The organism is Brevibacillus laterosporus, from assembly GCA_007833815.1.
Lineage (GTDB): Bacteria > Bacillota > Bacilli > Brevibacillales > Brevibacillaceae > Brevibacillus_B > Brevibacillus_B laterosporus_D.
On the sequence record CP033464.1, the window covers coordinates 3,480,300 to 3,501,937 of the forward strand.

The following is a 21,638-nucleotide window of genomic DNA, read 5'->3' on the forward strand; positions in this document are numbered from 1 at the left end:
AAAAGAGCTGTAGACCATACCAGGTCCCACAGCTCTTTTTGTATATATCTGTTGTTTATCCAATCCGCGCAAGCATCGTTTTACTAAATTCTAACTCATTCATTTTTTCCAAAACCAACAGGGGATCGTATTGCCAACTAGCTTCTTCTAATACCAAGTCCACAGGTACATCGGAGAGGATGGTGGCTAATTTTTGACTCATATACACCTGTTCTTTATTCTCGACTAATTTGGCCCGCATTTTAGGAGTAAGCGAATCTAAATTGGCATAAAGATCGTCCAAAGAACCATGCTCTTTAATCAGCTTTACTGCTGTTTTTTCACCAATGCCAGGACAGCCAGGGATACAATCCGATGTATCTCCTTGAAGGGCTTTTACATCAATGACTTGTGCAGGAGTAATTCCTTTTTGTTCAAGTAAAGACTCTGGGCAGTAGTGCTCATGCTTACCACCATTTTTTAGAATTTTAACATGTACCTGATCACAGACAAGCTGCAAGCTGTCATAGTCACCCGAACAAACAATCACATCGTGTCCTTCTTCTGCAAATCGTCTGGATAACGTACCTAAAATATCGTCTCCTTCATATCCAGACAAGCCTATATTAGGTATGGAGAATGCTTGAGTAACTTCCTTTACCAGCGAGAACTGAGGAATTAACTCAGCAGGCGGTTCCACTCGATTGGATTTATATCCGGAATACCACTGGCTACGCAATAAGGACTCGCGGGAAGCGACATCCCAAGCGACAATCAAGTGAGTTGGTTGAATTAGGTCTGCATAATCAAGCATCATTTTGGTAAAACCATAAACAGCATTGGTATACAAACCGCTCTGTGTCTGACGAATACTGCCTGTCCATGAGGAGGCATAGAATGCGCGAAATAAAAAGCTCATGCCATCCAATAGTAAAATTTTATTCTTCAAAGCCAGTAACTCCTCCCATAATAAAACGAACTTTCTCTATTCCTTTATTATAGCACGAAAGAATGGGATTCGCTGATTTCTAGAAAATAGCAAAAAAAAGCAGGAATGAAATGAGCTAAATGATACATGATATAGATACACCGCAAACACCGCAAACATCGCGGGCGTAGCCCTTAGCATTGAGCTTACTCAAACGGGTAGGTTGAATGCTGAAGGCAACAACTGCCTCAGCAAAAATCCAAACAGAATGGAGATGAAAGGTTATGGCAGGTAACAACAATGGTTCTAGCAACAACCTTTTAGTTCCTCAAGCTAACCAAGCTCTTGACCAATTGAAATACGAAATCGCATCTGAATTCGGCGTACAATTGGGACCAGACACTACTTCTCGCCAAAACGGATCTGTTGGTGGAGAAATCACGAAACGCCTTGTTTCTTTCGCTGAGCAACAATTAGCTCGCTAAGTAAAACAACAGCATACGTGGATGAATGAGGGATAAAAAAACCTCATAAGGAAGGAGGGTCGGTAGCTTACGAAAGTATCGATCCTCCTTTTAATTATGCAGGTATTGTTCAGGAAGGGAGATGAATCGTTTTGATATGCTGTATATTCCAACTGGTCCGATCTCCCGTGGCATTGATTAGCTCTAGCAGATTGTGCTCTAGATTACTAAGTACTCCAATTTTGCGTGGGTCATCACCCGTATCAAGTATAATGAGTTGTCCTTCCAGCCGCTTCATTTGTTCTTCAAAAGAACGAGATAGTGGGATTTGGGATGGCTTAACCGGTAGATGCTGGTTGCTAAGTGAGAAAGGCGTAACGCTACGGCTGTAGGGGGTCAACCATTTCAAATGATGGAGGGAAATAAATATGGTCTTAAAGACCGGAGAATAGAACACCAGATAATTGTTGAGAATTGTCGTCACGTATCCATGAAAAGAGTGTGTACCTGTTACATTGATTTCTACGAACAAACCTTTTGCATTATTCAAGATATTTCGATAAGAAAGAGCTTCTTTATTTAAATAGATAGGGCTATCTTGTACCGTAAAAAGAGGGGGGATCATATCCGTAGGCACTTGCTTAATGGATTGTACATGTATCCAAGGTACATAGGTGTAACGTGTGCCATCATATAAGACAAGGATATCAATTCCCTGATCCATAACCTTACCGATGAGTATATTTTTCCCTGATAGCTCTACTTGAACAAATTGATTTGTAAAGGAAGAGATGGGTTGCAAGGTGTTACCTCCTTTCCAAAGCTAGCGGGTAGAGTAACGTTTATTTCCCTCTTCGGTTGGAAGTACCTTTCACTTTTATTGTAACTTTTTTTGTTGTATTTCTTTTTGGATTGGTACTTCCATTTGGATTTGCTCTTACTATTGGTGGTGCAGGAGTGATAGTTTTCCGCTTATGTTTACCATGTTTTTTCAGACGTAGGCGAACTATTTCTCGATTACCTTGTTGTAGGGCTTTCTCATTAGCTACAGGAAATACATCATCAGTTGTTGTGGTTACGCTAACAATCATCGCTCTAGAAATCCAGATTACTTCCTTATTATGAACCAATACAACCTGATTTTGATCTGCTTGTGTCAAAATACCTGAAATGGTTTCATGATGTGCCAAATGGATGCGTACAAAGGTATATCGTAAAGCGGCTAACGATGAGGCAAAGCTGGGAGCATCAAGAAATTGATCCAAAGGGCTGGTAGTTCCAATTTTCTTATGATCATCCCCATCTTCCTTACAATGATCAAGCGATCTCTCTAGCTTACTGATGCTTCTAATTTCGCTTGATTGATAATAAATAAAGGTTTCTTTGTTGGTTTGCAAGACAACATAATCAGTACCGACGAAACGAATCAGGCCTGTGTGATAATCATCACCAATTTGGTCAATACGTACTCTTTGATTGACCAGAAGCCCTAACAGTTGTTGAAAAATGTTGGCTTCCACGACTTCTTGTGGGATTCCTTTTTTTATTTTAAATGACGGGTACCCAAAATCTTCTTCAACGCTAGTGAGTGGTGGCAAATAACAATAGATAATCTGGCTATCTTCTGTTAAAAGCTCCAGATAGTCTGTTTTGACAGCCAGTAGGATTCCCCGTCGTGATTCCGATTCACCTCTATAAAGGCGTACAGTCTTCCCAACAAGAGACTGTAAAATGGTTATATCGAACATGGTTATACATAGCCCCTTTCATTTGACCAATCAAGATATTTACAATGCATGTATATGTACCCCCTGACATTTTTGCTGTAAGCAAGAGCCCTTTTCTATATAATTCCACGCATGCCCTAGTTGCTAGCCTTTTCTTGTTGCACTGGTTATACACACAAACGGCATGAGCGGACTAGTCATATGGTAATAGTGAAATCATGTGCTTATCAAAAACGTACAGGGAAGGGGAAATGGACATTGAAAAAGAGTACCGCAAAACGTATTTTGCGTGAATACCCTGAATTCGAATCGTGGTTAAAGAAGAAGCCAACACGTGTGGCAAAAGTGCTGAGCAATACTGGCGAAATGGGCAAATATTTAGAGCAATGGGAAAAGGAAAAGAAGAAAAAACAACGTACCTCTTTTGCCTCCCTTGTCAATTTAGAAAATATTACAGAGAAGACACGTAAAGTAAATGAGAAGTTAACCAGCTTGCAAAGTATATTGGATGTTATTTCTGATAACAAAAAAATATAAGTGAATAATTTGTGTATTTTGTGGGGATGGTGATCATGAAGCCAACCCTTTTTTCTTTTATTCTGTTATACTAGAAAAGAAGATATTTATACTAAACGGGCCACTACTTGAGGCATCTGAGGAGGATTTTCACATGAGCTTTAGCGATAAATTATCTAGCATGATACATACAATACCAGCCATCGACCTGGTAGCAGCCGAACAGGCAAAAAAGGAATTAAAGCGTCTGACCAAACCGGTTGGCAGTCTAGGTGTTTTAGAGGATATAGTCATTCAGTTGGCGGGAATTACGGGACAAGTAAAGCCTCGTATAGAGCGCAAAGATGTTGTGGTTATGTGTGGCGATCACGGCATTGTGGATGAGGGAGTAAGTGCTTTCCCTCAGGAAGTAACTCAACTCATGATGATTAACTTTATTAATGCAGGAGCAGCGGTCAATGTGCTAGCTAGACAGGTTGGAGCAGAAGTAACAGTTGTCGATATTGGTTCCAAAACGACGGAAGTGCCTGCTAATGTATTAGATCGAAAAGTAAAAGCAGGAACGGACAACTTTGCTAAGGGTCCAGCTATGAGCAAGGAAGAAGCTGCGCAGGCAATCCTAGTCGGGATTGAAACAGCACAAGAATTGGCGAAGAAAGGTAGTAATGTCATTGCTCTTGGCGAAATGGGAATTGGAAATACAACGCCGAGTGCTGCGATTACCAGCGTTTTGTTAGGACGTCCTTTAGAAGAAGGCTTGGTAGGACGAGGTACCGGTATTGATGACAAATCTCTTGTGAATAAACGTCAAGTGATTCAACGTGGTATTGATCTAAATAATCCTCAGGCAGAAGATGCGCTGGATGTGCTTGCTAAGGTAGGTGGGTTAGAGATTGCTGGAATGGCTGGAGTGACGCTTGGAGCTGCTCTATCTCGCATTCCTGTACTATTGGACGGGGTTATTGCTTCTGCTGCTGCGTTGGTGGCAGCACGCCTTCAACCAGCGATTGTACCTTATCTCATGGCTACTCATTTGTCAGTGGAACCTGCTCATCAATATATTTTAGAAGACCTAGGTATTCAACCATGCCTTCATTTGAATATGCGCTTAGGAGAAGGAACAGGCGCTACTCTATTTATGCCAATGATGGATTCTGCTTGTCGTGTGCTACATGAAATGGCTACCTACTCTGATTTAGGCTTACCTGATCCAGAGTAACAAAAAAGGTGAGGTAACAAAGAAGAGGGGCATGCATATGATAGAGCGTTTTGGACATGGCGGGGATATCTGGACCGCTGCAGAGTCCTTTGGGCTAGAGGCGGATAGTATTCTTGACTATAGTTCCAATATTAATCCATTTGGACCGCCTGAACAGCTTTTTTCTATATTGAAGCAAGCTTTACCACAGGTCCTTAGGTATCCCGATCCTACATGCCGTAATCTTCGCAAAGCTTTAGCAAGCTCGCTTGGATCTTATATTCAGCCGGAAAATATTTTGGTAGGGAATGGAGCTGCTGAGTGCTTGCACTTGGCGGTTTCTGCTCTCACACCACGAATTGTAGGGATTATTTGTCCCTCCTTCTCGGAATATGAGGCGATTGCGAGACAAGCTGGTTGTGAGATTCGCATGCTCTTTACGGAAAAAGAACAGCAGTTTTTGCCTGATGTAGAAGAGTTATGTTCCTTTGTGAAGCAGGTGGATATGCTGTTTATTGGCCATCCTAACAATCCGACAGGCAATTTTCTACCACTCAGTGATTTACAAAAGGTGGCTCATGCTTGTGAACAGCACAATACCTATCTCTGTGTCGATGAAGCATTTCTTGATTTTGTGAATCAAGCTGAAAAGCATACTTTAGTAACTGTTTTAGATACGCTTCCTCATGTGCTCTTATTTCGCTCCATGACCAAGATGTATGCGATTGCTGGATTGCGGCTCGGTTATGTAATAGGCCATGAGCAAGTGATCGGGCTTCTAAAATCTAAACAAATTTCATGGAGTGTTAATCATTTAGCACAAGTGGCAGGCGAATTTTTACTAGAACAGCATGCGTATGTGTTACGAACACAGGAATATGTTGCTACACAAAGAGCAAAGATGGTTACATATCTTGAAACATTACCAGGCGTTACAAGTTTTAGTAGCGAAACCAATTACTTATTAGTTCATGTAGATTCTATTCAATCTCAAATCCTTCAAGAAGAGATGGCTAAACGGGGCATCTTAATTCGAAATTGCAGTATGTATCCAGGTTTAGGTGAAGGATATATACGACTTGCGATAAAAACAAAAGAAGAGAACGAGCGAATGGTAAGCGTGTTGCGTGAATCCCTACAAATCCTATCAACTGGGAGATAAAAGGAGTAAAGGTATCATGAAGATCATTCTCATTACAGGTGGCGTTCGATCAGGGAAAAGTGCATTTGCTGAAAAGCTGGCTGAACAGAAAAAACAGGAACAAGGTGGCACCTTAGTTTATCTCGCAACAGGACAAGCTTGGGATGAAGAAATGCAGAACCGGATTCATTTGCACAGAGAGCGAAGAGAGAGTAATTGGACAACCGTAGAAGAGCCCTATGAATTACAGGTAGCGATCCAAGCTATGGTCCCAGCTGACAAGCAAGAAGCATTATCTGAGTCCCCTATTATTTTATTGGATACTTTTTCAGGCTGGATTGCTAACTTATTGATGCAAATGCCTGAAGATCAATTGAGTAATCGAGCGATCCGTCAAGCTTGTCAACAGCAGATTATCTCTTGTGTATCTGCTATGCGCTCTTTAGATCGGACATGGATTGTGGTAAGTGATGAAGTTGGATTAGGTGGAGTAGCGATGTCTAAATTGGGCAGAGCATTCCAGGATATTACTGGTTTTGCTAATCAGATAGTAGCACAATATGCTGAAGAAGTATATTTATTAGTGGCAGGTATCCCGATGAAAATCAAGGGGAGCGAGGCGAATGACAAATGAATGCGTTTTGGAGCGCACTAACCTTTCTTACGCGCATTCCGGTACGCTTTCAGGCAACAGAGCAAGATTGGTATCATAGCGTAAAGCATTATCCCTACGTGGGTTTGGTTATCGGAATCTTCTTAGCGGGAGTAGCAGGGATCACCCAGTGGCTATTCCCTGATGTCTTATATTCACTTGTGGTGGTAGCATGCTGGGTTTTTATAACAGGTGGCCTGCATTTGGACGGTTGGATGGATACCGCAGATGGACTCGGCTCAGCTCGTTCCCGTGAACGAATGTTAGAAATTATGAAAGATAGTCGAGTAGGTGCAATGGGCGTACTCGCCTGTTTTCTCTTATTAGCGGTAAAAGTGGTGTCTCTGTATTGGATCATTTCAAGCTTACCATGGATTGCGGTAGGCTGTTTATTGATTATCATTCCATTTGTTGCAAGAGTCTCTTTACTTGGATGCATTTATTTTTGGCCTTATGTACACAAAGGAAAAGGGATGGCTTCTGGTTTACGGGAGCATCTGCGAATTTGTCACATTATCATTTCAGTAGTTATCTCTTGTCTCATGGCTTTATTATTAGTTGGATACCAATTAGCAATCATTTTTTTCGTACTGACGATGGCCACACACTATCTGTTTAATCGTATGATTGTTAAACAGCTGGGCGGCTTAACGGGCGATACCTATGGGGCACAAATTGAATGTATTGAGATGGTATTGCTTCTTGGGGCGGTCAGCTACCTACACCACGGAGGTTTCGTCGGATGGTAAAAGTAATCTGGTTGCGACATGCTATAACAGCTGAGAATCAGGCTAAACAATATATTGGACACTATGATGTATCCTTATCTAACAAAGGAGTAGCTCAGGCCCAACAAGTGGCTAAATTCTTAGCTAATCAATCCCTTACAGCAATATTTTCAAGTGATTTAATGAGGGCCAAGGAAACAGCAGATATTGTGGGAAGGTATCATCGGAGTCTTCCTGTGCAAACCAAGGCTGATTTGCGTGAGGTGTTTTTCGGTGAGTGGGAAGGCTTGACGTATCAAGAAATCGAACGGATAGATCGGGAACGAATTTATCAATTTTATGATAATCCTTGGAACGTCGCCCCTCCTGGGGGAGAGAAATTACTGGAATTACAGAAGCGATTAGAGCGATTTGTAGATAAGGAAATCAGGCCTTATTGCAAGGCCACAAAAATCAACTCTAGTAGCCCACAAGATAGCGAAAAAGATATGCTCCTTCAAAAAGAGCCTATTGTACTAGTAGTTACTCATGGCGGTATGCTACGCTTGGTTTCATCTCTTTTGCTAGAAAATGATCCAGGCCGTTATTTTGATTCGTCCATTGGGCACGGACAATTTTTGATTACGCGTTGCAAGGAAGACGGAGAGTGGGAACAATGCAATTTATAGAAGATTGGCATCTTGATGTACATAAAGATCATGTACTTGTTAGCTATCCAAAAGGGTTTCGTGCATGCTCTAGTGCCGTTTTTGGTGGTGGGATCAGCGAGGCGAAGTGGATTTTAAATCAGTATGTGGGGAAGAGTTATTTGTCAGATAACCCTCAGGATGATATTAGAACGTTTGTCATGCAAAATCAAGCAATACCCGAACAAACAATCGGATTGTTGACAGCAGCCTGTGTGGAAGACCTAGGTGTTTCCACGTTCAAGGGAGATGAGTTTGAGCTTTGCGCGATTGTGACCACTGGCATTGGTAATGCAGTTAGGGCAGGTACCGTGGAACAACGATATAATGCCTATTCGGCTGGCACGATTAATACCATCGTATTCATTGATGGGAAGCTAACGGATGGAGCACTCATAAATGCTGTCATTACGGCAACAGAAGCCAAAACGATCGCACTAGCAGAGATGGGAATTAGCGATGAGGAAGGCAGAAGTGCGACAGGGACTACAACTGATGCCATCGTAGTAGCGGCTACCTGTAACCAATCACCTTATCAGTCCGTCCATCCTTATGCTGGGACTGCTACGAATTTGGGCCATGCGATCGCTTGTGCGGTACGTGATGCTACTCGTATGGCGCTTACCCATGAGCAAAATCGAAAAGAGCGTAGGAGTGCAGAATAATCATGGAGATAATGCTAGGAACTAGCTTGTTATGTGCCTATCTACTGGATCTTATCATTGGTGATCCTCGTTGGATTCCACACCCGGTGATTGGCATGGGAAAAGTTATTACATGGCTGGAACGTCACATTCGAATGATGTACGAGGCGCTTGTCAGCCGTGGCCGTTCAGCTACTATCTCAGGCCGTTTACTAGGACTTTTGTTTCCGCTGGTATTAGTCAGCTTAGCCTTTTTTGTTCCGTATTATTTGTTGAAGGGTTTAGCTAGTGTTCACCCTTGGCTAGCTTTTACAGCAGAGGTTGTAATGATTGCTACCACGATTGCTACAAAAGGACTTGCTCAAGCAGGACGAAAGATATATGCAGCTCTACAGAAGGGTGATTTAGGAGAGGCTCGCTTTCAGTTGTCTATGGTAGTCGGGCGTGACACAGATCGTTTGGACGAGAAGGAAATTTCACGGGGTACTGTGGAAACGGTAGCAGAAAACATTGTGGATGCAGTTACGTCTCCTTTGTTTTTTGCCATGCTGGGTGGAGCCCCACTCGCCATGGCATACAGAGCGGTCAATACACTGGATTCTATGGTAGGTTATAAGAATGAGAAATATATACACCTAGGCTGGGCTTCTGCACGTTTAGACGATTTCTGTAACTATATTCCAGCACGTATTACCTTTTTATTCCTTATTCTATCAGCCATGTTTTTGGGAAAAGATTGGCGTGATGCCTGGAAAGCAGGAATCCGTGATGCAAGTAAGCATCCTAGTCCAAACAGTGGCTGGAGTGAAGCTGCTGTTGCTGGCGCCCTACACATTCAACTAGGGGGAACAAATACCTATCAAGGGGTCGTTTCTCACCGTGCTCTCATGGGGATGCCTAAGGAAGAGCTTCATCCTATACACATTAAACAAACCATTCAGCTTTTATATGCAACCACTTTTTGCTATACCTTATGCGCTTTCATTTTGAGAGGGTTGCTTTTATACTAAAAGAAGGATTGGTTCGAATACAGCCGGATTTTGTATCTTTTCGACTCGAAAACGGCAGGATTTTTTCTTGTACTGTCGAAATACAAAAAAGGAAGTGCTAGACGATCGTGTCATCCGAGATTGATGGGGGTTCTAAACCTATGAGCGAAACCAAAAACATAAAAGCTCGCATACCCAAAAAAGTATTAAACCGACTCGTAACAATTTTGAATCCTTATGAGCAAGTTGTAGACGAATTGAAGTTAAAAGTAAAAGGAATCAAATACGGTTTTCTAAAAGGCGGACGTTATTCTCCGATTGAATTTGTGGTCGGACGAGTTAAGAAAACAGATAGTCTAATACGAAAATCTCTTCTGAGAGGCATTGATTTTGCCCAAGATGATTGGGAAAATAGAATGTGTGAAGAAATTACCGACATTGCAGGTATTCGTGTTGTTTGCCGCTATATAGATGATGTGCGGGAAGTACAGAATCTATTGATGGAGCGGGAAGACTTTGTTGTACATGACGTTAAAGACTATATTACCAATCCAAAAGAATCCGGCTACCGTAGCATTCATATGATTGGAGAATATACCGTGTACCATGGAAGTGATAAGAAAATCTTGCCTTGCGAGGTACAAATTCGTACGTTAGGCATGAATTTTTGGGCAACCAATGAGCATGAATTGCGCTATAAATATGATGGGAATATTCCATCAGACGTGTTAGAGCAGTTGCATATCGCCTCCACTGTCACCAATCAATTAGATGAGCTAATGAACAGTTTACGTCAAGAAATCATGACGCCACCGGAGCTTGACACAGATATGGAAGAAAAGCTGGAAGAAATCTTCTCACTCTATGTCAAACAAGATTTTGAATCCGCTGAAGCGTTATATAAAGAACACTTTATTGGGTATGAAGAAGCTTTTCTGGATAATCCAAAGTTCCGTATGATTAACGAACTGTTAAGTAAACGTTTTGGAAAATAACTGATTCATGTATAACAAAAAATAGCCTCAGTCTACATGACGAGGCTATTTTCGTACCATTTTTGGGGGACAGTGTTTCTTCTTACATTGGTAATTAATTCTCTGTTGGTTTAGACGAGCCGATCGGGATTTAATAACACGCTGATTTCTGCTTGTGTCAAATCAGTGTCGCGAGCAACGATTTCTCTTACTGTTTTTTTCTCTTGATATGCGGTCTTAGCAATTTTTGCTGCTTTTTCATAGCCAATGACGGGATTAAGGGATGTAGCAAGAGCTGTACTTTGCTCGACATAGTATTGACAACGCTCTGCATCAGCTTGGAGTCCATCTATACATTTTTCACGGAACACTTCCATAGCATTTGTCAAAATATGAATGGAGTGTAGCAAGTTATAAGCAATAACTGGCATCATGACATTAACCTCCAGTTGGGCACCCATCGTGGCCGCGGTGATTGTGGCGTCGTTACCGATTACTTGCGCACAAACCATATACATCATCTCAGCCATCACAGGATTTACCTTTCCTGGCATGATGGAGGAGCCTGGCTGAACAGCTGGAAGAATAAGCTCACCAAGTCCAGTGCGAGGACCAGAACCAAGTAAGCGTAGGTCGCTTGATATTTTTAATAGGTGGATAGCTAGCTCTTTTACGGCATGGCTTGCTTGAATGGCTCCCATGGTGTTTTGCATAAAAGCAAAACGATCACGCGGTTGCTTGAACGGTTGGTCTGTCCGAAGTATAATCTCCCGTAATGTTCGCTCAGTATACTCAGGATGAGCGTTAATTCCAGTACCTACTGCATTACCGCCAATACCAATCACGTATAGCTCTAACAAGGCATGGCGAATACTTTTTTCAGCAGAGACGAGTGCCGCCGCATACCCTCCGAATTCCTGACCAAGCCGGATTGGTACCGCATCTTGTAAATGGGTACGTCCTGATTTGATGATAGGATGAAATTGTTTGGCTTTTTGTTTTAAGGTGTACTGAAGTCGTTGAAGCGACGGCAGCAATTCTTTTTTGATCATCTCTACTGCACTAATATTAATAGCCACATGAATCGTATCATTGGTTGATTGGGCCATATTCACATGATCGTTGGGATGGACAAGAGAGAAATCTCCTTTTACACCGCCTAATAGTTCAATTGCGCGGTTGGCGATGACTTCATTTGCATTCATATTTTGAGAGGTACCCGCGCCAGCTTGATAGGCATCCACAACGAATTGATCGTCCCACTTGCCATTAATCACTTCTTCGGCAGCCGTTACGATAGCTCTACCGATATGTTCAGGTAGATTGTCAACTTCTCTATTCGCAACAGCGGCGGAAGCTTTTATGATTCCTTGTGCTTTAATAAATGCCCGTGGTAAACGAAGTCCGCTAATAGGGAAGTTATGGATCGCCCGTGTGGTTTGTGCATCGTAATATACTGATCGAGGGATGTGTACCTCGCCTAATGTGTCTTTGCTGATGCGATCATCCATCTGTAACACCCTTTCCATAAAAAAATTGCATAAAAAAATACAAGCTAGAAATGCCGTTAATACAATGTTTTTACCCATTTGAACCAGCTTTAAATCGATGAATGTACGAAAAGGCACTTGTTCAATGCCTTTTCGATTTGATAGAGTGGTGAGGTAACTTGTTCGTAGAAAGGATTTAACAAGCATGAAAAAATGGATGAAAACGTTCTTGGCAATCAGTTTTTCTCTGATTACGTTTGGAGTTCAGCCAAGTTACGCTGCGCAACCACCAGTTTTGCCACTGGAAGAAGTACAAGGGGAGGGTGCGATTCTTATAGATGGTTCATCAGGAACTGTTCTATTTGAGAAAAATCCCCAACAGTATTTATTTCCTGCTAGTATTACCAAAATCGCCACTGCTATTTATGCTATTGAAAACGGGAATGTAAACGATATGGCCACCGTTTCCAATAAGGCAAGAACGGTAGAAGGATCACGCGTCTATCTAGCTGAGGGTGAACAGGTTTCCATGCGAAACTTACTCTATGGGTTGATTTTAAATTCAGGGAATGATGCTGCCATTGTGATTGCCGAACACATGGCTGGTTCTACAGAAGCTTTTGCGGATAAGGTAAATGCTTATCTAAAAGAAAAAGTCGGAGTGAAAAATACTCATTTTACGAATCCACATGGGTTGCATGATGAGAATCACTACACAACTGCTGCCGATATGGCCAAAATTGCGCAGTATGCCATGAAAAATCCCTTCTTACGCGAAATTGCTGGTACCAAGCGTTATAATTGGCACCAAAAAGAATGGGAAACCGTGCTGGTCAATCATAATAAAATGTTAACAACTTATGAAGGAACTACAGGTTTGAAAAATGGCTTTACGGATCAAGCACGAAATACCTTGGTGGTCACAGCCAAACGTGGAGACACAGAACTGATTGCGGTTACGATGAAAGCACCATCTAATGTTTTTAGCTATCAGGATGTACACAAAATGCTGGATTTTGGTTTTGCTCATTATGAGACGAAAAAGATTGTAAATGCGGGACAGTATATGGTGTACCAGCCCAAAACTGATACAGAGAAAGCAGCGAATTTTTTTGCGGATAAAGATTTGTTCATCACGGTTCCCAAAAAGACTACATACGAACAAAGGCTACTAAGCACTGGAGACCTCGTGTTGACTTTATCCAATGGAGAAGAGCGGAAGCTACATTTACAACCTGAAGTACTTCCTATGGTTGCTCCGTCTTCAGAGGAGGGCATTCAGGTTACTCATAATCCAATTGCACTGTACGGCATTGTCGTATTCTGGTCGCTCCTTAACTTGTTTTTTATACTGTTCTTTATTCGTTTATTACGTGCCAAACGGCGTACGAATATTGTGTTGCGTAAACGAGCGAATATGGAATAGGTTGGAATCAGCTATAAATATGGAAGAACAATCGGATAAGCCGGTTGTTCTTTTTTTGTAGGAAAAAGTTATAATGGAAAGAGATGTATGATTATTTAATATATGGACAGACATATAGAAAAATGCAGGAGGGAAATGTAATGAGAATAGAAACATTTACAGGCAATGGTATGAGCAGTTTAAACGAAGATGCGCTGATTGTCCATCCAACCCTCCCCATATATGGTGTGATTGATGGTGTTACCTCACTACATGGATTCGTTACTGATAAAGAACAGACGGGCGGATACTTGGCTTCGACAACTATTGCTCGTTATTTTACACATATACATAAACTTATTTCGCTACAAGAACACGTATCGACGGCTAATTTACTTGTACGTCTGCATATGCAGGAGGCTGGAATTGATCTGACTGTCAAACAAAATCTTTGGGGAGCGGCTATTGGAATCGTTACAATGGAGAAGCACGGCATTTCATACGCTCAAACTGGAGATTGTATGATCTTTGCTGTATATGAAAATGGCAATGTTCGTATATTAACTCGTCCGATCATCCAAAATCGTGAGCTACAAAATGAACCAACTGGCTATGGCGTATTAAATGGAGAAGAACAAGCCATAGAATACGTGGAGTATGGCAAAATTAGTCGCGTTGGAGTTAAACACCTGGTGTTGGTCACGGACGGATTATTTTGGCCAGTGGGTCATCAAGAAAAACAGGATTGGTCACAGATGGTGCACAAAATGATTGATATGGGCTTAGAACATTATGTTCAAGCACTAACAATGGTAGAGGAAAGTGATCCAGAGTGTCTGAAGTACCCTCGATTTAAAACTTCTGATGACAAAACGGGTATCATCCTTACACTATAAATAAAGATTGGTATAATAGGGAACGAACCAAATGAAAAGGTGGTAATCAGCATGAAGTTATTTTTTCTCTCAGACATCCACGGTTCTTTGACCTATGCTCAAGCAGGGCTGGAAGCATTTGCACGGGAACAAGCAGCCCATTTAATCCTATTAGGTGATGTTATGTATCATGGACCGCGCAATGCTTTACCAGATGGTTACAACCCTTCTGAAGTAGCCAATCTATTAAATACGTACGCCAACAACATTACAGCCGTTCGTGGAAATTGTGATTCAGAAGTTGATCAAATGCTACTTGATTTCCCGATTATGAGTGATTCTAGTACGATACTTACGGGAAAACGTCGTATTTTTGTTACTCATGGACATATTTATAATGAGGATCACCATCCAGCACTAACGGCTGGAGACGTGCTAATTCATGGTCATACGCATATTCCAATGGCTAAGAAAAAAGACGATCTGTTTATTCTAAACCCTGGTTCCATTGCCATCCCAAAAGAGAATCACCCGCATACATATGGAGTGCTTGAAGAGAATCAGTTCTTTATTAAAAGACTGAATGGAGATGTGTATATGGAGACTTCACTCCGATTAGGTTAATAGAGCATCAACTAAACTATTGACATATCGGGAAATATCGATATAATCAATCTTATGGATTACATGATGATTTTTAAAGCCTTATCAAATGAGACCAGATTACAAATGTTACATTGGTTAAAAGAGCCAGACCAACACTTTCCGCCATCTTCTTGCAACTATGAGCATTTTCCAGGAGGGATCTGTGTAGGACAAATTCAGGAAAAAGCCGGGCTATCCCAATCAACCACGTCACAGTACCTATCAATTATGCAACGGGCTGGGTTATTGGAAGCCAGACGTTTTGGACAATGGACGTATTACCGTAGAAATGAGGAAATGTTGCAGAAACTGGCTACGTATTTTCGAGAGGAGTTGTGAAAGAAGAGTGGAACACCGTTTCATTTTTCTTTTTTATACTTATATCGAAACTTTTCAATATATCGATTTGAAGTACTAGTAGCATGATTAAACATGATAGACCTACAGAAGGAGAGACCCATGAAAATTAGTGTACTGGATCAATCGTATGTAATAGATGGGGGAACCCCAGAGCTAGCTTTGGAGCAAACGACTGAGTTAGCACAGTATGTGGATGAGTTAGGATATCATCGGTATTGGGTGTCTGAGCATCATCATTCCGAAGCGTTAGCAGGTTCGTCTCCAGAAGTTCTTATCGCTTACTTGACGGCAAAAACGAAGCGAATTCGCGTAGGATCGGGTGGTGTGATGCTACCTCATTACAGCGCCTATAAAGTGGCAGAAAATTTTAACGTATTAAGTACTCTGGCACCAGGCCGCATTGATGTAGGAATTGGTCGTGCACCAGGGGGGATGCCACTCTCAACCAGAGCACTGCAAGATTTGCAAGCGCGAGACATTGATACGTTTCCAGAGCAAGTCCAGCATCTGATCAGCTACATTGACGATAAATGGAGTGGTGAACAGCCTTTTTCAGGATTGAAAGCTACCCCAATCCCATCCTGTAAGCCTGAAGTTTGGATGCTTGGTTCTAGTGACAGCAGTGGATATGTAGCTGGTCAGCTAGGGTTGCCATATGCATTTGCTCACTTTATTAATTCACAACCGGGGGCGATGGATCAGGCTATTCGTTATTATCTACGCACATTCCAAGCTTCGTCACGCCTCGCGGAACCTAAAGTGCTTGCTGCGATGAAAATTATTGTGGCAGATACGGACGCGGAGGCAAATGAACTTGCAGCAAGTGCCCTACATCTTACTTATTTATTGTATCGGGGACGTTTGCAACCGCTTGTTAGCCCGAAGACGGTGAATGAATACCCATATACGGCAAGTGAGAGAGCTGAAGTAGAAGCGATGAAACGTACTTTCCTGATTGGTTCTGTGCAGACTGTTGCGCAAAAAATCAAAGCACTGCAAGAGCAATACCCAATTGAAGAACTGATGGCTGTTTCACCTATTTATGATGTAATTGCTCGTAAACGATCATTTGCCTTATTAAAACAGGCGGTAGATGAAGCAAGTGCGGGCAAATCATAAAGATAAAAAAGTGTTCAAACCAAAAAGCTGTAAACAAAATCGAGGAGGAATAAAGATGACTGTCAAATTATTTCAACCCTATCAACTAAAAGGGGTTACATTAAAAAACCGTATTGTCATGGCTCCAATGTGTATGTATTCTGCAACGGAAAAAGACGGAAAGGTGACTGATTTTCATGTTACGCACTATACGACTCGCGCGGTTGGGCAGGTAGGTCTTTTAATCGTGGAAGCTACGGCTGTTGAATCTCAAGGGCGTATTTCTGAATTTGATTTGGGGATTTGGGATGACGAACATGTAACTGGTTTACATAAAATCGTGGAGCAAGCGCATCAATACGGTGCTAAAATGGGAATTCAATTAGCGCATGCTGGACGTAAAGCAGAAGTTCCTGGTACCATTTATGGGCCATCCGCTGTTGCATTTGATGAGGGTAGCCGTGTACCAGAAGAAATGTCGATTGAGAAAATCAAACAGACTGTGCAGGCATTTAAACAAGGTGCGATGCGAGCTAAACAAGCGGGCTTTGATGTCATTGAAATTCATGCTGCTCATGGGTATTTACTACATGAATTTTTATCCCCGCTCTCTAATCAACGAACAGATGAATACGGGGGCTCCCAAGAAAATAGGTACCGTATGCTGTCAGAAGTGATTACAGAAGTGAAGAGTGTTTGGGAAGGTCCCTTATTTGTACGTGTTTCTGCTACGGATTATACAGAAGGAGGCTTAACCATCGCGGATCACGTGACATTCGCAGCGTGGATGAGAGAACAAGGTGTAGATCTCGTTGACGTCAGCTCTGGTGCGCTCGTGAAGGCTACCATTAATGTGTATCCAGGCTACCAAGTGAAATTATCGGAACAAATTAAGGAAGAGGCAAACATTCCAACTGGTGCAGTAGGTCTGATTACTTCCCCGATACAAGCCGAAGAGATTTTGCAAAATAATCGCGCAGATGTCATTATTTTGGGTCGGGAGCTGTTACGAAATCCATACTGGGCGAGAGGTGCTGCTGATGAATTACAAGTGGAGATCGAAGGACCTAAACAGTATCGATATGGATGGTAAGAGTTATCATATTGACTAAACGACTTACTACCAGGAAGCTACTGCAACAATAGTAGGTTTACTGTATAAAGAATGAGACGGTACTACTGGGTGCGGTCTCATTCTTTTAGAAAAACAAATAAGCTTCTATTAAAAGCTAGTAATCCTTGTAGCGTACAGGATTCTAGCTTTTTTTGTTAAAGATGCTAACCGGATTAGATCCTCCAATAGTCGGGTACCGATAGAAATAACTCAAATTGTTTGACCTAATGGATTAAATGTAATAAATTATAATATATATATGAAATATATTTCTGATAATTTACAAAAAACATATAAAACACTTTAAAAAGAGGGATTACAATGCCAATTCCAAAGAATTACACTTCTTCTATTCGTTTAACAGCAAAAGAAAAAGCGTTTCGGCAATTACAAAATTGGATTATTGATGGGACATTAGAGCCTGGAGAAAAGTTATATGATGCTGAAATAGCGGAAGCGATAGGAGTTAGTAGGACTCCTGTAAGAGAAGCCTTTCAGTTACTTGAAGTCCAAGGCTTTATTGAAACATTTCGAGGGCGAGATACAAGAGTCACATCTGTTTCGAAAGAAGACGTACAGACTATATATTTGCCTCTTGCTTCCTTGCAAGCCTTAGCAGCCAAATTAGCTGCACCTACTATTACGGAGGAACAAATAGCAATCTTAAAAGATATAAATGCAAGATATAAGCAAGCTATCTACGATAAAGATGTAACTAAAACGGTAGAAATGGATGGTAACTTTCATACTTTTATTCTAGAACTTGTCGAAAACCCTTATATAACAAATTTTACTTCTGTCCTGCAGCTACATATCCAACGATTAGAATTTGTATTTTTTAAACAAGAGCACATTCCTAAAGAAGAATCAATTATTGAACATGAAAGCATCATTCTAGCCTTTGAAAATAAAGACAGTAAACGAGCTTCCGAGATTATGGAGCAAAATTGGTTGAGGCCTATGAAAGAAGTGTATCAGCTAATGTAGTTTTGACTAATAATCATCAAGATTAGTGGATCAGTGAGGAGAAAATATGAATACTGAAAAGATAGTCATGTCAAGAAGAATTGGAGTTGCTTTGGTACTTACAGGAGCTGTGTTGTGGGGTATATCAGGTACTGTTGCTCAGTACCTGTTTCAGCGGCAAGGGTTTAGTCCGGAGTGGTTAGTTGTTATTCGACTATTACTATCAGGCTTGCTTCTGTTAGGACTTGCTTATAGAAAAGAAAAACAAAATATTTGGGGAATCTGGAAAAATAAACAGGAACGATTTAATCTTGTATTATTTAGTATTCTAGGAATGCTAGCTGTCCAATATACCTATTTTGCGGCAATTAAACATGGAAATGCTGCAACAGCTACTATACTTCAATATTTGGGACCTGTGCTTATTACATGTTATGTAGCGCTTCGTTCGAAAAGGTTTCCAACTGTAAAAGAAATGCTAGCGGTAATCCTAGCACTTTTAGGTACATTTTTTCTTGTAACACATGGAAGCATCCATAGCCTATCTATTTCTGGCTGGGCATTATTTTGGGGTATTGCCTCAGCTGTAGCGTTGGCTTTTTATACATTACACCCCCATCAACTTCTTGCTAAATGGGGGGCTGCTATAATTGTAGGCTGGGCCATGTTAATAGGAGGAATTGGTTTTAGTTTTATCCATCCCCCTTGGAGGATTGAGGGTCACTGGTCCATTCCTTCTTTTTTTGCAGTCGTTTTTATCGTGTTATTTGGGACACTCATTGCTTTTTATTGTTACTTGGAAAGTCTAAAATATCTGAGCGCCTCTGAAACTAGTTTATTAGCTTGTATCGAGCCAGTGTCGGCAGCGGTCTTATCTGTCATATGGCTACATGTATCCTTTGGTTTTACAGAGTGGTTAGGTACGCTGTGTATTATCACTACAATTGCGATCCTATCAGTTGGTAGGAGTAAAGAGACGGTAAAGACAAATTAATTCCGTGTATAACGTTGATTTTGTTGCTAAGCATTGAGTGATCGTAAAAAGACCGGTATCCCGCTATGGAATACTGGCTTTTTTTGCTATTAAAAAGGCGAATATGGGTAAACAAATTATCATAAAAACAGTCTTCTAGGTAATCTTTTAGTAAAGAAATCTCCATAGATAAAAAGTGGCATAGGATTCCCAATTTGTCCATGCTGTAGACAATCGTAAAATCTCTTCTTTCGTAGGTTTATGTTCAGTGCCCAGAAGATACTTAATTGCATTGTGCAGACCGACATCATCAATAGGAAAAGCCGAGGGAATTCTCAGGCATCGCATTAAAACATAATTAGCTGTCCACGGTCCAATGCCACGGATTTTTACAAGCATCTTCTCCGCCTTTTTATAATCTCCGCAGTCCAATAATAGCTCTTTGGTCATTTTTCCTTCGGCCATAAGCTGAGCTACGCCAATTAGATACTCACATTTTTTCACGGTCATTCGCAATCCATTCAAGTCCTCAACTGTCAAAGCTGCTATTTCATGTGGGGTGGGGAATATCCAATATTTTTCACCCTCACATTCCACGTTCCGACCAAAGGCTTCCACCAGGCGCCTTTTCAATGTATACGCAAAAGTAAGGTTAATTTGCTGACCGATGATTCCCCAGCAGATCGCCTCGAATAAATCGGGAATTCCGATATTACGTAAGCCATTAAACTCATTTACTGCTCTTTGTAACAGCACATCAGTTTTAGCCAAATCGTAAAACGGAAGTAAGTCTGTATCCAAATCAAACCAGTCTCTTACATAGCGGGCTACCGCAGCACGTACCCATTTGCGAGAAGGCATTGTATTTCCTAAAAAGCGAATGTATATCACGTTATCATGATCTGCGCGAATTTCAACAACAGGTGTTTCGTGTTCAATGGATATAGCTCTGTAAATCCGTTGATTCTTACTATAAAATAAGCATTCGTTTTTTGCATTGGACAAGTATTTCATATTTTCGGCAAAGCTGAATTCTTTCGGCACAAACAATGTTAGCTCGTGTAGATTATCTTCCCAAGAGCCTAGCGGAAGACTAGAACAGCAGTTTTTACATGGTCGGTAGCCTGCCTGTTCCGCTTTTGCTCGCGACTCAAACCGGACCGTGTTTTCCAACTCGGGTTGTCCCTTACACCAAGGGAAACAATAAATCTTCTTTATTTCTTTACCGATGAAATAAGGGGCATCCCACTCTGGGTAAATCGTACTCTTTAGCATAAAAATCCTCCATTCCTTGCAATACCACTACACTCTTAGTTTTAACATATAAGGATCGTGTATAATTTCGGTATCTTGCTATTACAATCGCAAAGTCGTACATAGGTTCGTTGTGGGGGGTATACTTTAGTGGGAGGTGAACCAAATGAAAAATAGAAAAGGGCAAATACATGAGAATGACTCCGATTCCATTCACAATGAAAATAAATTAGATACTGACAAGAAACAATTGACTGACGAAAAGTGGCAAGCGATTATACACAATGATGCGTCATACAATGCTACATTTTTCTATGCTGTAAAAACAACGGGTATTTTTTGCAGACCGTCCTGTAAGTCTAGAGAGCCAAAAAAGGAAAATGTTCGTATTTTTCAAAACGCAGAAGAGGCATTGTCAGAAAATTTCCGTCCATGTAAACGATGCAAACCGACTGGACAACGTTTGCCTGATGTTGAGTGGGTGGCTCAGATTACCGAATACATCGACACGAATTACAGTGAAACATTAACGCTAGAAACCTTGGCAGATATATGCCATGGCAGTCCTTATCATTTGCAACGTACATTCAAACGAATTAAGGGAATGACTCCGGTCGAATATGTTCAGCACACGAGAATAAATAAGGCCATGACGTATCTAATCCATTCTGATCAAGCGATTTCGGATATCGCAATGATTGTTGGAATGCCTAATACACCGTATTTCATCACCTTGTTCAAGAAAATAACAGGGCAAACGCCTAATAAGTTTCGTCAATTAAATAGGAATAACCAAACTGTGGAGGTGTTGCAAAGTGGAAACAAAAAATAA

Annotated in this window: 24 protein-coding genes; 19 read left to right on the forward strand and 5 right to left on the reverse strand. The window is 41.2% G+C overall.

The genetic code is table 11. From position 1 onward, the window contains the following. Positions 1-55: 55 nt before the first annotated feature. Complete coding sequence (locus tag EEL30_17900; protein ID QDX93998.1) at positions 56-928, reverse strand: 5'-3' exonuclease; 873 nt, start codon at positions 926-928, stop codon at positions 56-58. Positions 929-1,191: 263 nt separating this feature from the next. Between EEL30_17900 and EEL30_17905 the strand changes: the two genes are divergently transcribed. Continuing rightward, positions 1,192-1,392: an alpha/beta-type small acid-soluble spore protein gene (locus EEL30_17905; GenBank protein ID QDX93999.1), complete on the forward strand. Its 201-nt coding sequence runs from the start codon at positions 1,192-1,194 to the stop codon at positions 1,390-1,392. Positions 1,393-1,501: 109 nt separating this feature from the next. Here EEL30_17905 and EEL30_17910 read toward each other — a convergent pair whose 3' ends face one another. Both EEL30_17910 and EEL30_17915 read right to left on the reverse strand, forming a co-directional pair. After that, positions 1,502-2,173, reverse strand: a complete 672-nt coding sequence (locus tag EEL30_17910; protein ID QDX94000.1) for a DUF2642 domain-containing protein — start codon at positions 2,171-2,173, stop codon at positions 1,502-1,504. A gap of 40 nt (positions 2,174-2,213) precedes the next feature. Next, positions 2,214-3,119 (reverse strand): hypothetical protein, encoded by a 906-nt coding sequence (locus tag EEL30_17915; GenBank protein ID QDX94001.1) that lies wholly within the window; start codon positions 3,117-3,119, stop codon positions 2,214-2,216. A gap of 237 nt (positions 3,120-3,356) precedes the next feature. On the opposite strand from EEL30_17915, the gene EEL30_17920 reads away from it, so the two are divergent. From EEL30_17920 to EEL30_17960, 9 genes are all read left to right on the forward strand, one after another. Beyond that, positions 3,357-3,635, forward strand: coding sequence for a hypothetical protein (locus EEL30_17920; protein QDX94002.1), 279 nt, complete (start codon positions 3,357-3,359; stop codon positions 3,633-3,635). 133 nt (positions 3,636-3,768) lie between these two features. After that, entirely contained in the window at positions 3,769-4,833 is a 1,065-nt protein-coding gene (gene cobT, locus EEL30_17925; GenBank protein QDX94003.1) for a nicotinate-nucleotide--dimethylbenzimidazole phosphoribosyltransferase, read from the forward strand. A 37-nt stretch (positions 4,834-4,870) separates the two neighbouring features. Beyond that, the gene (locus EEL30_17930) at positions 4,871-5,974 is read left to right on the forward strand and encodes a threonine-phosphate decarboxylase (protein QDX94004.1); all 1,104 of its coding nucleotides are present in this window, start codon (positions 4,871-4,873) and stop codon (positions 5,972-5,974) included. 16 nt (positions 5,975-5,990) lie between these two features. Then, positions 5,991-6,587 carry a bifunctional adenosylcobinamide kinase/adenosylcobinamide-phosphate guanylyltransferase gene (locus tag EEL30_17935; protein QDX94005.1) on the forward strand — a complete coding sequence of 199 codons (597 nt, stop codon included), beginning with the start codon at positions 5,991-5,993 and terminating at the stop codon, positions 6,585-6,587. After that, entirely contained in the window at positions 6,584-7,354 is a 771-nt protein-coding gene (gene cobS / locus EEL30_17940; GenBank protein ID QDX94006.1) for an adenosylcobinamide-GDP ribazoletransferase, read from the forward strand. Before EEL30_17935 ends, cobS begins: the two co-directional genes overlap by 4 nt. After that, positions 7,348-8,001 carry a histidine phosphatase family protein gene (locus EEL30_17945; protein QDX94007.1) on the forward strand — a complete coding sequence of 218 codons (654 nt, stop codon included), beginning with the start codon at positions 7,348-7,350 and terminating at the stop codon, positions 7,999-8,001. The genes cobS and EEL30_17945 overlap by 7 nt, the downstream gene beginning before the upstream one ends. Beyond that, positions 7,989-8,684 carry an adenosylcobinamide amidohydrolase gene (locus tag EEL30_17950; GenBank protein QDX94008.1) on the forward strand — a complete coding sequence of 232 codons (696 nt, stop codon included), beginning with the start codon at positions 7,989-7,991 and terminating at the stop codon, positions 8,682-8,684. Before EEL30_17945 ends, EEL30_17950 begins: the two co-directional genes overlap by 13 nt. 2 nt (positions 8,685-8,686) lie before the next feature. Then, complete coding sequence (gene cobD / locus EEL30_17955; protein QDX94009.1) at positions 8,687-9,673, forward strand: cobalamin biosynthesis protein CobD; 987 nt, start codon at positions 8,687-8,689, stop codon at positions 9,671-9,673. Positions 9,674-9,813: 140 nt separating this feature from the next. Then, on the forward strand, positions 9,814-10,647 hold the full coding sequence (locus EEL30_17960) for a GTP pyrophosphokinase family protein (GenBank protein QDX95813.1): 834 nt from the start codon (positions 9,814-9,816) through the stop codon (positions 10,645-10,647). Between the two features lie 110 nt (positions 10,648-10,757). Here EEL30_17960 and EEL30_17965 read toward each other — a convergent pair whose 3' ends face one another. Continuing rightward, entirely contained in the window at positions 10,758-12,137 is a 1,380-nt protein-coding gene (locus tag EEL30_17965) for an aspartate ammonia-lyase (GenBank protein QDX95814.1), read from the reverse strand. 184 nt (positions 12,138-12,321) lie between these two features. On the opposite strand from EEL30_17965, the gene EEL30_17970 reads away from it, so the two are divergent. The 8 genes from EEL30_17970 (at position 12,322) to EEL30_18005 (ending at position 19,573) form a co-directional block, all read left to right on the forward strand. Then, on the forward strand, positions 12,322-13,542 hold the full coding sequence (locus tag EEL30_17970) for a D-alanyl-D-alanine carboxypeptidase (protein ID QDX94010.1): 1,221 nt from the start codon (positions 12,322-12,324) through the stop codon (positions 13,540-13,542). A 140-nt stretch (positions 13,543-13,682) separates the two neighbouring features. Further along, on the forward strand, positions 13,683-14,417 hold the full coding sequence (locus tag EEL30_17975) for a hypothetical protein (GenBank protein QDX94011.1): 735 nt from the start codon (positions 13,683-13,685) through the stop codon (positions 14,415-14,417). A gap of 51 nt (positions 14,418-14,468) precedes the next feature. Next, entirely contained in the window at positions 14,469-15,020 is a 552-nt protein-coding gene (locus tag EEL30_17980; GenBank protein ID QDX94012.1) for a phosphodiesterase, read from the forward strand. 54 nt (positions 15,021-15,074) lie between these two features. After that, entirely contained in the window at positions 15,075-15,380 is a 306-nt protein-coding gene (locus tag EEL30_17985) for an ArsR family transcriptional regulator (GenBank protein ID QDX94013.1), read from the forward strand. 120 nt (positions 15,381-15,500) lie between these two features. Further along, positions 15,501-16,520 carry an LLM class flavin-dependent oxidoreductase gene (locus tag EEL30_17990; protein QDX94014.1) on the forward strand — a complete coding sequence of 340 codons (1,020 nt, stop codon included), beginning with the start codon at positions 15,501-15,503 and terminating at the stop codon, positions 16,518-16,520. 55 nt (positions 16,521-16,575) lie between these two features. Continuing rightward, positions 16,576-17,592: an NADPH dehydrogenase NamA gene (namA, locus tag EEL30_17995; protein QDX94015.1), complete on the forward strand. Its 1,017-nt coding sequence runs from the start codon at positions 16,576-16,578 to the stop codon at positions 17,590-17,592. A 342-nt stretch (positions 17,593-17,934) separates the two neighbouring features. Further along, a complete protein-coding gene (locus tag EEL30_18000) occupies positions 17,935-18,600 on the forward strand; it encodes a GntR family transcriptional regulator (protein QDX94016.1) in 666 nt (221 codons plus the stop codon). A gap of 46 nt (positions 18,601-18,646) precedes the next feature. Then, positions 18,647-19,573, forward strand: a complete 927-nt coding sequence (locus tag EEL30_18005) for an EamA family transporter (protein ID QDX94017.1) — start codon at positions 18,647-18,649, stop codon at positions 19,571-19,573. Positions 19,574-19,720: 147 nt separating this feature from the next. Here EEL30_18005 and EEL30_18010 read toward each other — a convergent pair whose 3' ends face one another. Further along, the gene (locus EEL30_18010; GenBank protein QDX94018.1) at positions 19,721-20,827 is read right to left on the reverse strand and encodes a DNA-3-methyladenine glycosylase; all 1,107 of its coding nucleotides are present in this window, start codon (positions 20,825-20,827) and stop codon (positions 19,721-19,723) included. A 145-nt stretch (positions 20,828-20,972) separates the two neighbouring features. Between EEL30_18010 and EEL30_18015 the strand changes: the two genes are divergently transcribed. Beyond that, positions 20,973-21,638, forward strand: a complete 666-nt coding sequence (locus EEL30_18015) for an AraC family transcriptional regulator (GenBank protein ID QDX94019.1) — start codon at positions 20,973-20,975, stop codon at positions 21,636-21,638.

What these genes read in the sequence shown, in the direction of transcription:
- EEL30_17905 (QDX93999.1), top strand. Translation starts at nt 1,192, where the DNA reads ATGGCAGGTAACAACAATGGTTCTAGCAACAACCTTTTAGTTCCTCAA.
- EEL30_17915 (QDX94001.1), bottom strand. Translation starts at nt 3,119, where the DNA reads ATGTTCGATATAACCATTTTACAGTCTCTTGTTGGGAAGACTGTACGC.
- cobT (QDX94003.1), top strand. Translation starts at nt 3,769, where the DNA reads ATGAGCTTTAGCGATAAATTATCTAGCATGATACATACAATACCAGCC.
- EEL30_17930 (QDX94004.1), top strand. Translation starts at nt 4,871, where the DNA reads ATGATAGAGCGTTTTGGACATGGCGGGGATATCTGGACCGCTGCAGAG.
- EEL30_17935 (QDX94005.1), top strand. Translation starts at nt 5,991, where the DNA reads ATGAAGATCATTCTCATTACAGGTGGCGTTCGATCAGGGAAAAGTGCA.
- cobS (QDX94006.1), top strand. Translation starts at nt 6,584, where the DNA reads ATGAATGCGTTTTGGAGCGCACTAACCTTTCTTACGCGCATTCCGGTA.
- EEL30_17945 (QDX94007.1), top strand. Translation starts at nt 7,348, where the DNA reads ATGGTAAAAGTAATCTGGTTGCGACATGCTATAACAGCTGAGAATCAG.
- EEL30_17950 (QDX94008.1), top strand. Translation starts at nt 7,989, where the DNA reads ATGCAATTTATAGAAGATTGGCATCTTGATGTACATAAAGATCATGTA.
- cobD (QDX94009.1), top strand. Translation starts at nt 8,687, where the DNA reads ATGGAGATAATGCTAGGAACTAGCTTGTTATGTGCCTATCTACTGGAT.
- EEL30_17960 (QDX95813.1), top strand. Translation starts at nt 9,814, where the DNA reads ATGAGCGAAACCAAAAACATAAAAGCTCGCATACCCAAAAAAGTATTA.
- EEL30_17965 (QDX95814.1), bottom strand. Translation starts at nt 12,137, where the DNA reads ATGGATGATCGCATCAGCAAAGACACATTAGGCGAGGTACACATCCCT.
- EEL30_17970 (QDX94010.1), top strand. Translation starts at nt 12,322, where the DNA reads ATGAAAAAATGGATGAAAACGTTCTTGGCAATCAGTTTTTCTCTGATT.
- EEL30_17975 (QDX94011.1), top strand. Translation starts at nt 13,683, where the DNA reads ATGAGAATAGAAACATTTACAGGCAATGGTATGAGCAGTTTAAACGAA.
- EEL30_17980 (QDX94012.1), top strand. Translation starts at nt 14,469, where the DNA reads ATGAAGTTATTTTTTCTCTCAGACATCCACGGTTCTTTGACCTATGCT.
- EEL30_17985 (QDX94013.1), top strand. Translation starts at nt 15,075, where the DNA reads ATGGATTACATGATGATTTTTAAAGCCTTATCAAATGAGACCAGATTA.
- EEL30_17990 (QDX94014.1), top strand. Translation starts at nt 15,501, where the DNA reads ATGAAAATTAGTGTACTGGATCAATCGTATGTAATAGATGGGGGAACC.
- namA (QDX94015.1), top strand. Translation starts at nt 16,576, where the DNA reads ATGACTGTCAAATTATTTCAACCCTATCAACTAAAAGGGGTTACATTA.
- EEL30_18000 (QDX94016.1), top strand. Translation starts at nt 17,935, where the DNA reads ATGCCAATTCCAAAGAATTACACTTCTTCTATTCGTTTAACAGCAAAA.
- EEL30_18005 (QDX94017.1), top strand. Translation starts at nt 18,647, where the DNA reads ATGAATACTGAAAAGATAGTCATGTCAAGAAGAATTGGAGTTGCTTTG.
- EEL30_18010 (QDX94018.1), bottom strand. Translation starts at nt 20,827, where the DNA reads ATGCTAAAGAGTACGATTTACCCAGAGTGGGATGCCCCTTATTTCATC.
- EEL30_18015 (QDX94019.1), top strand. Translation starts at nt 20,973, where the DNA reads ATGAAAAATAGAAAAGGGCAAATACATGAGAATGACTCCGATTCCATT.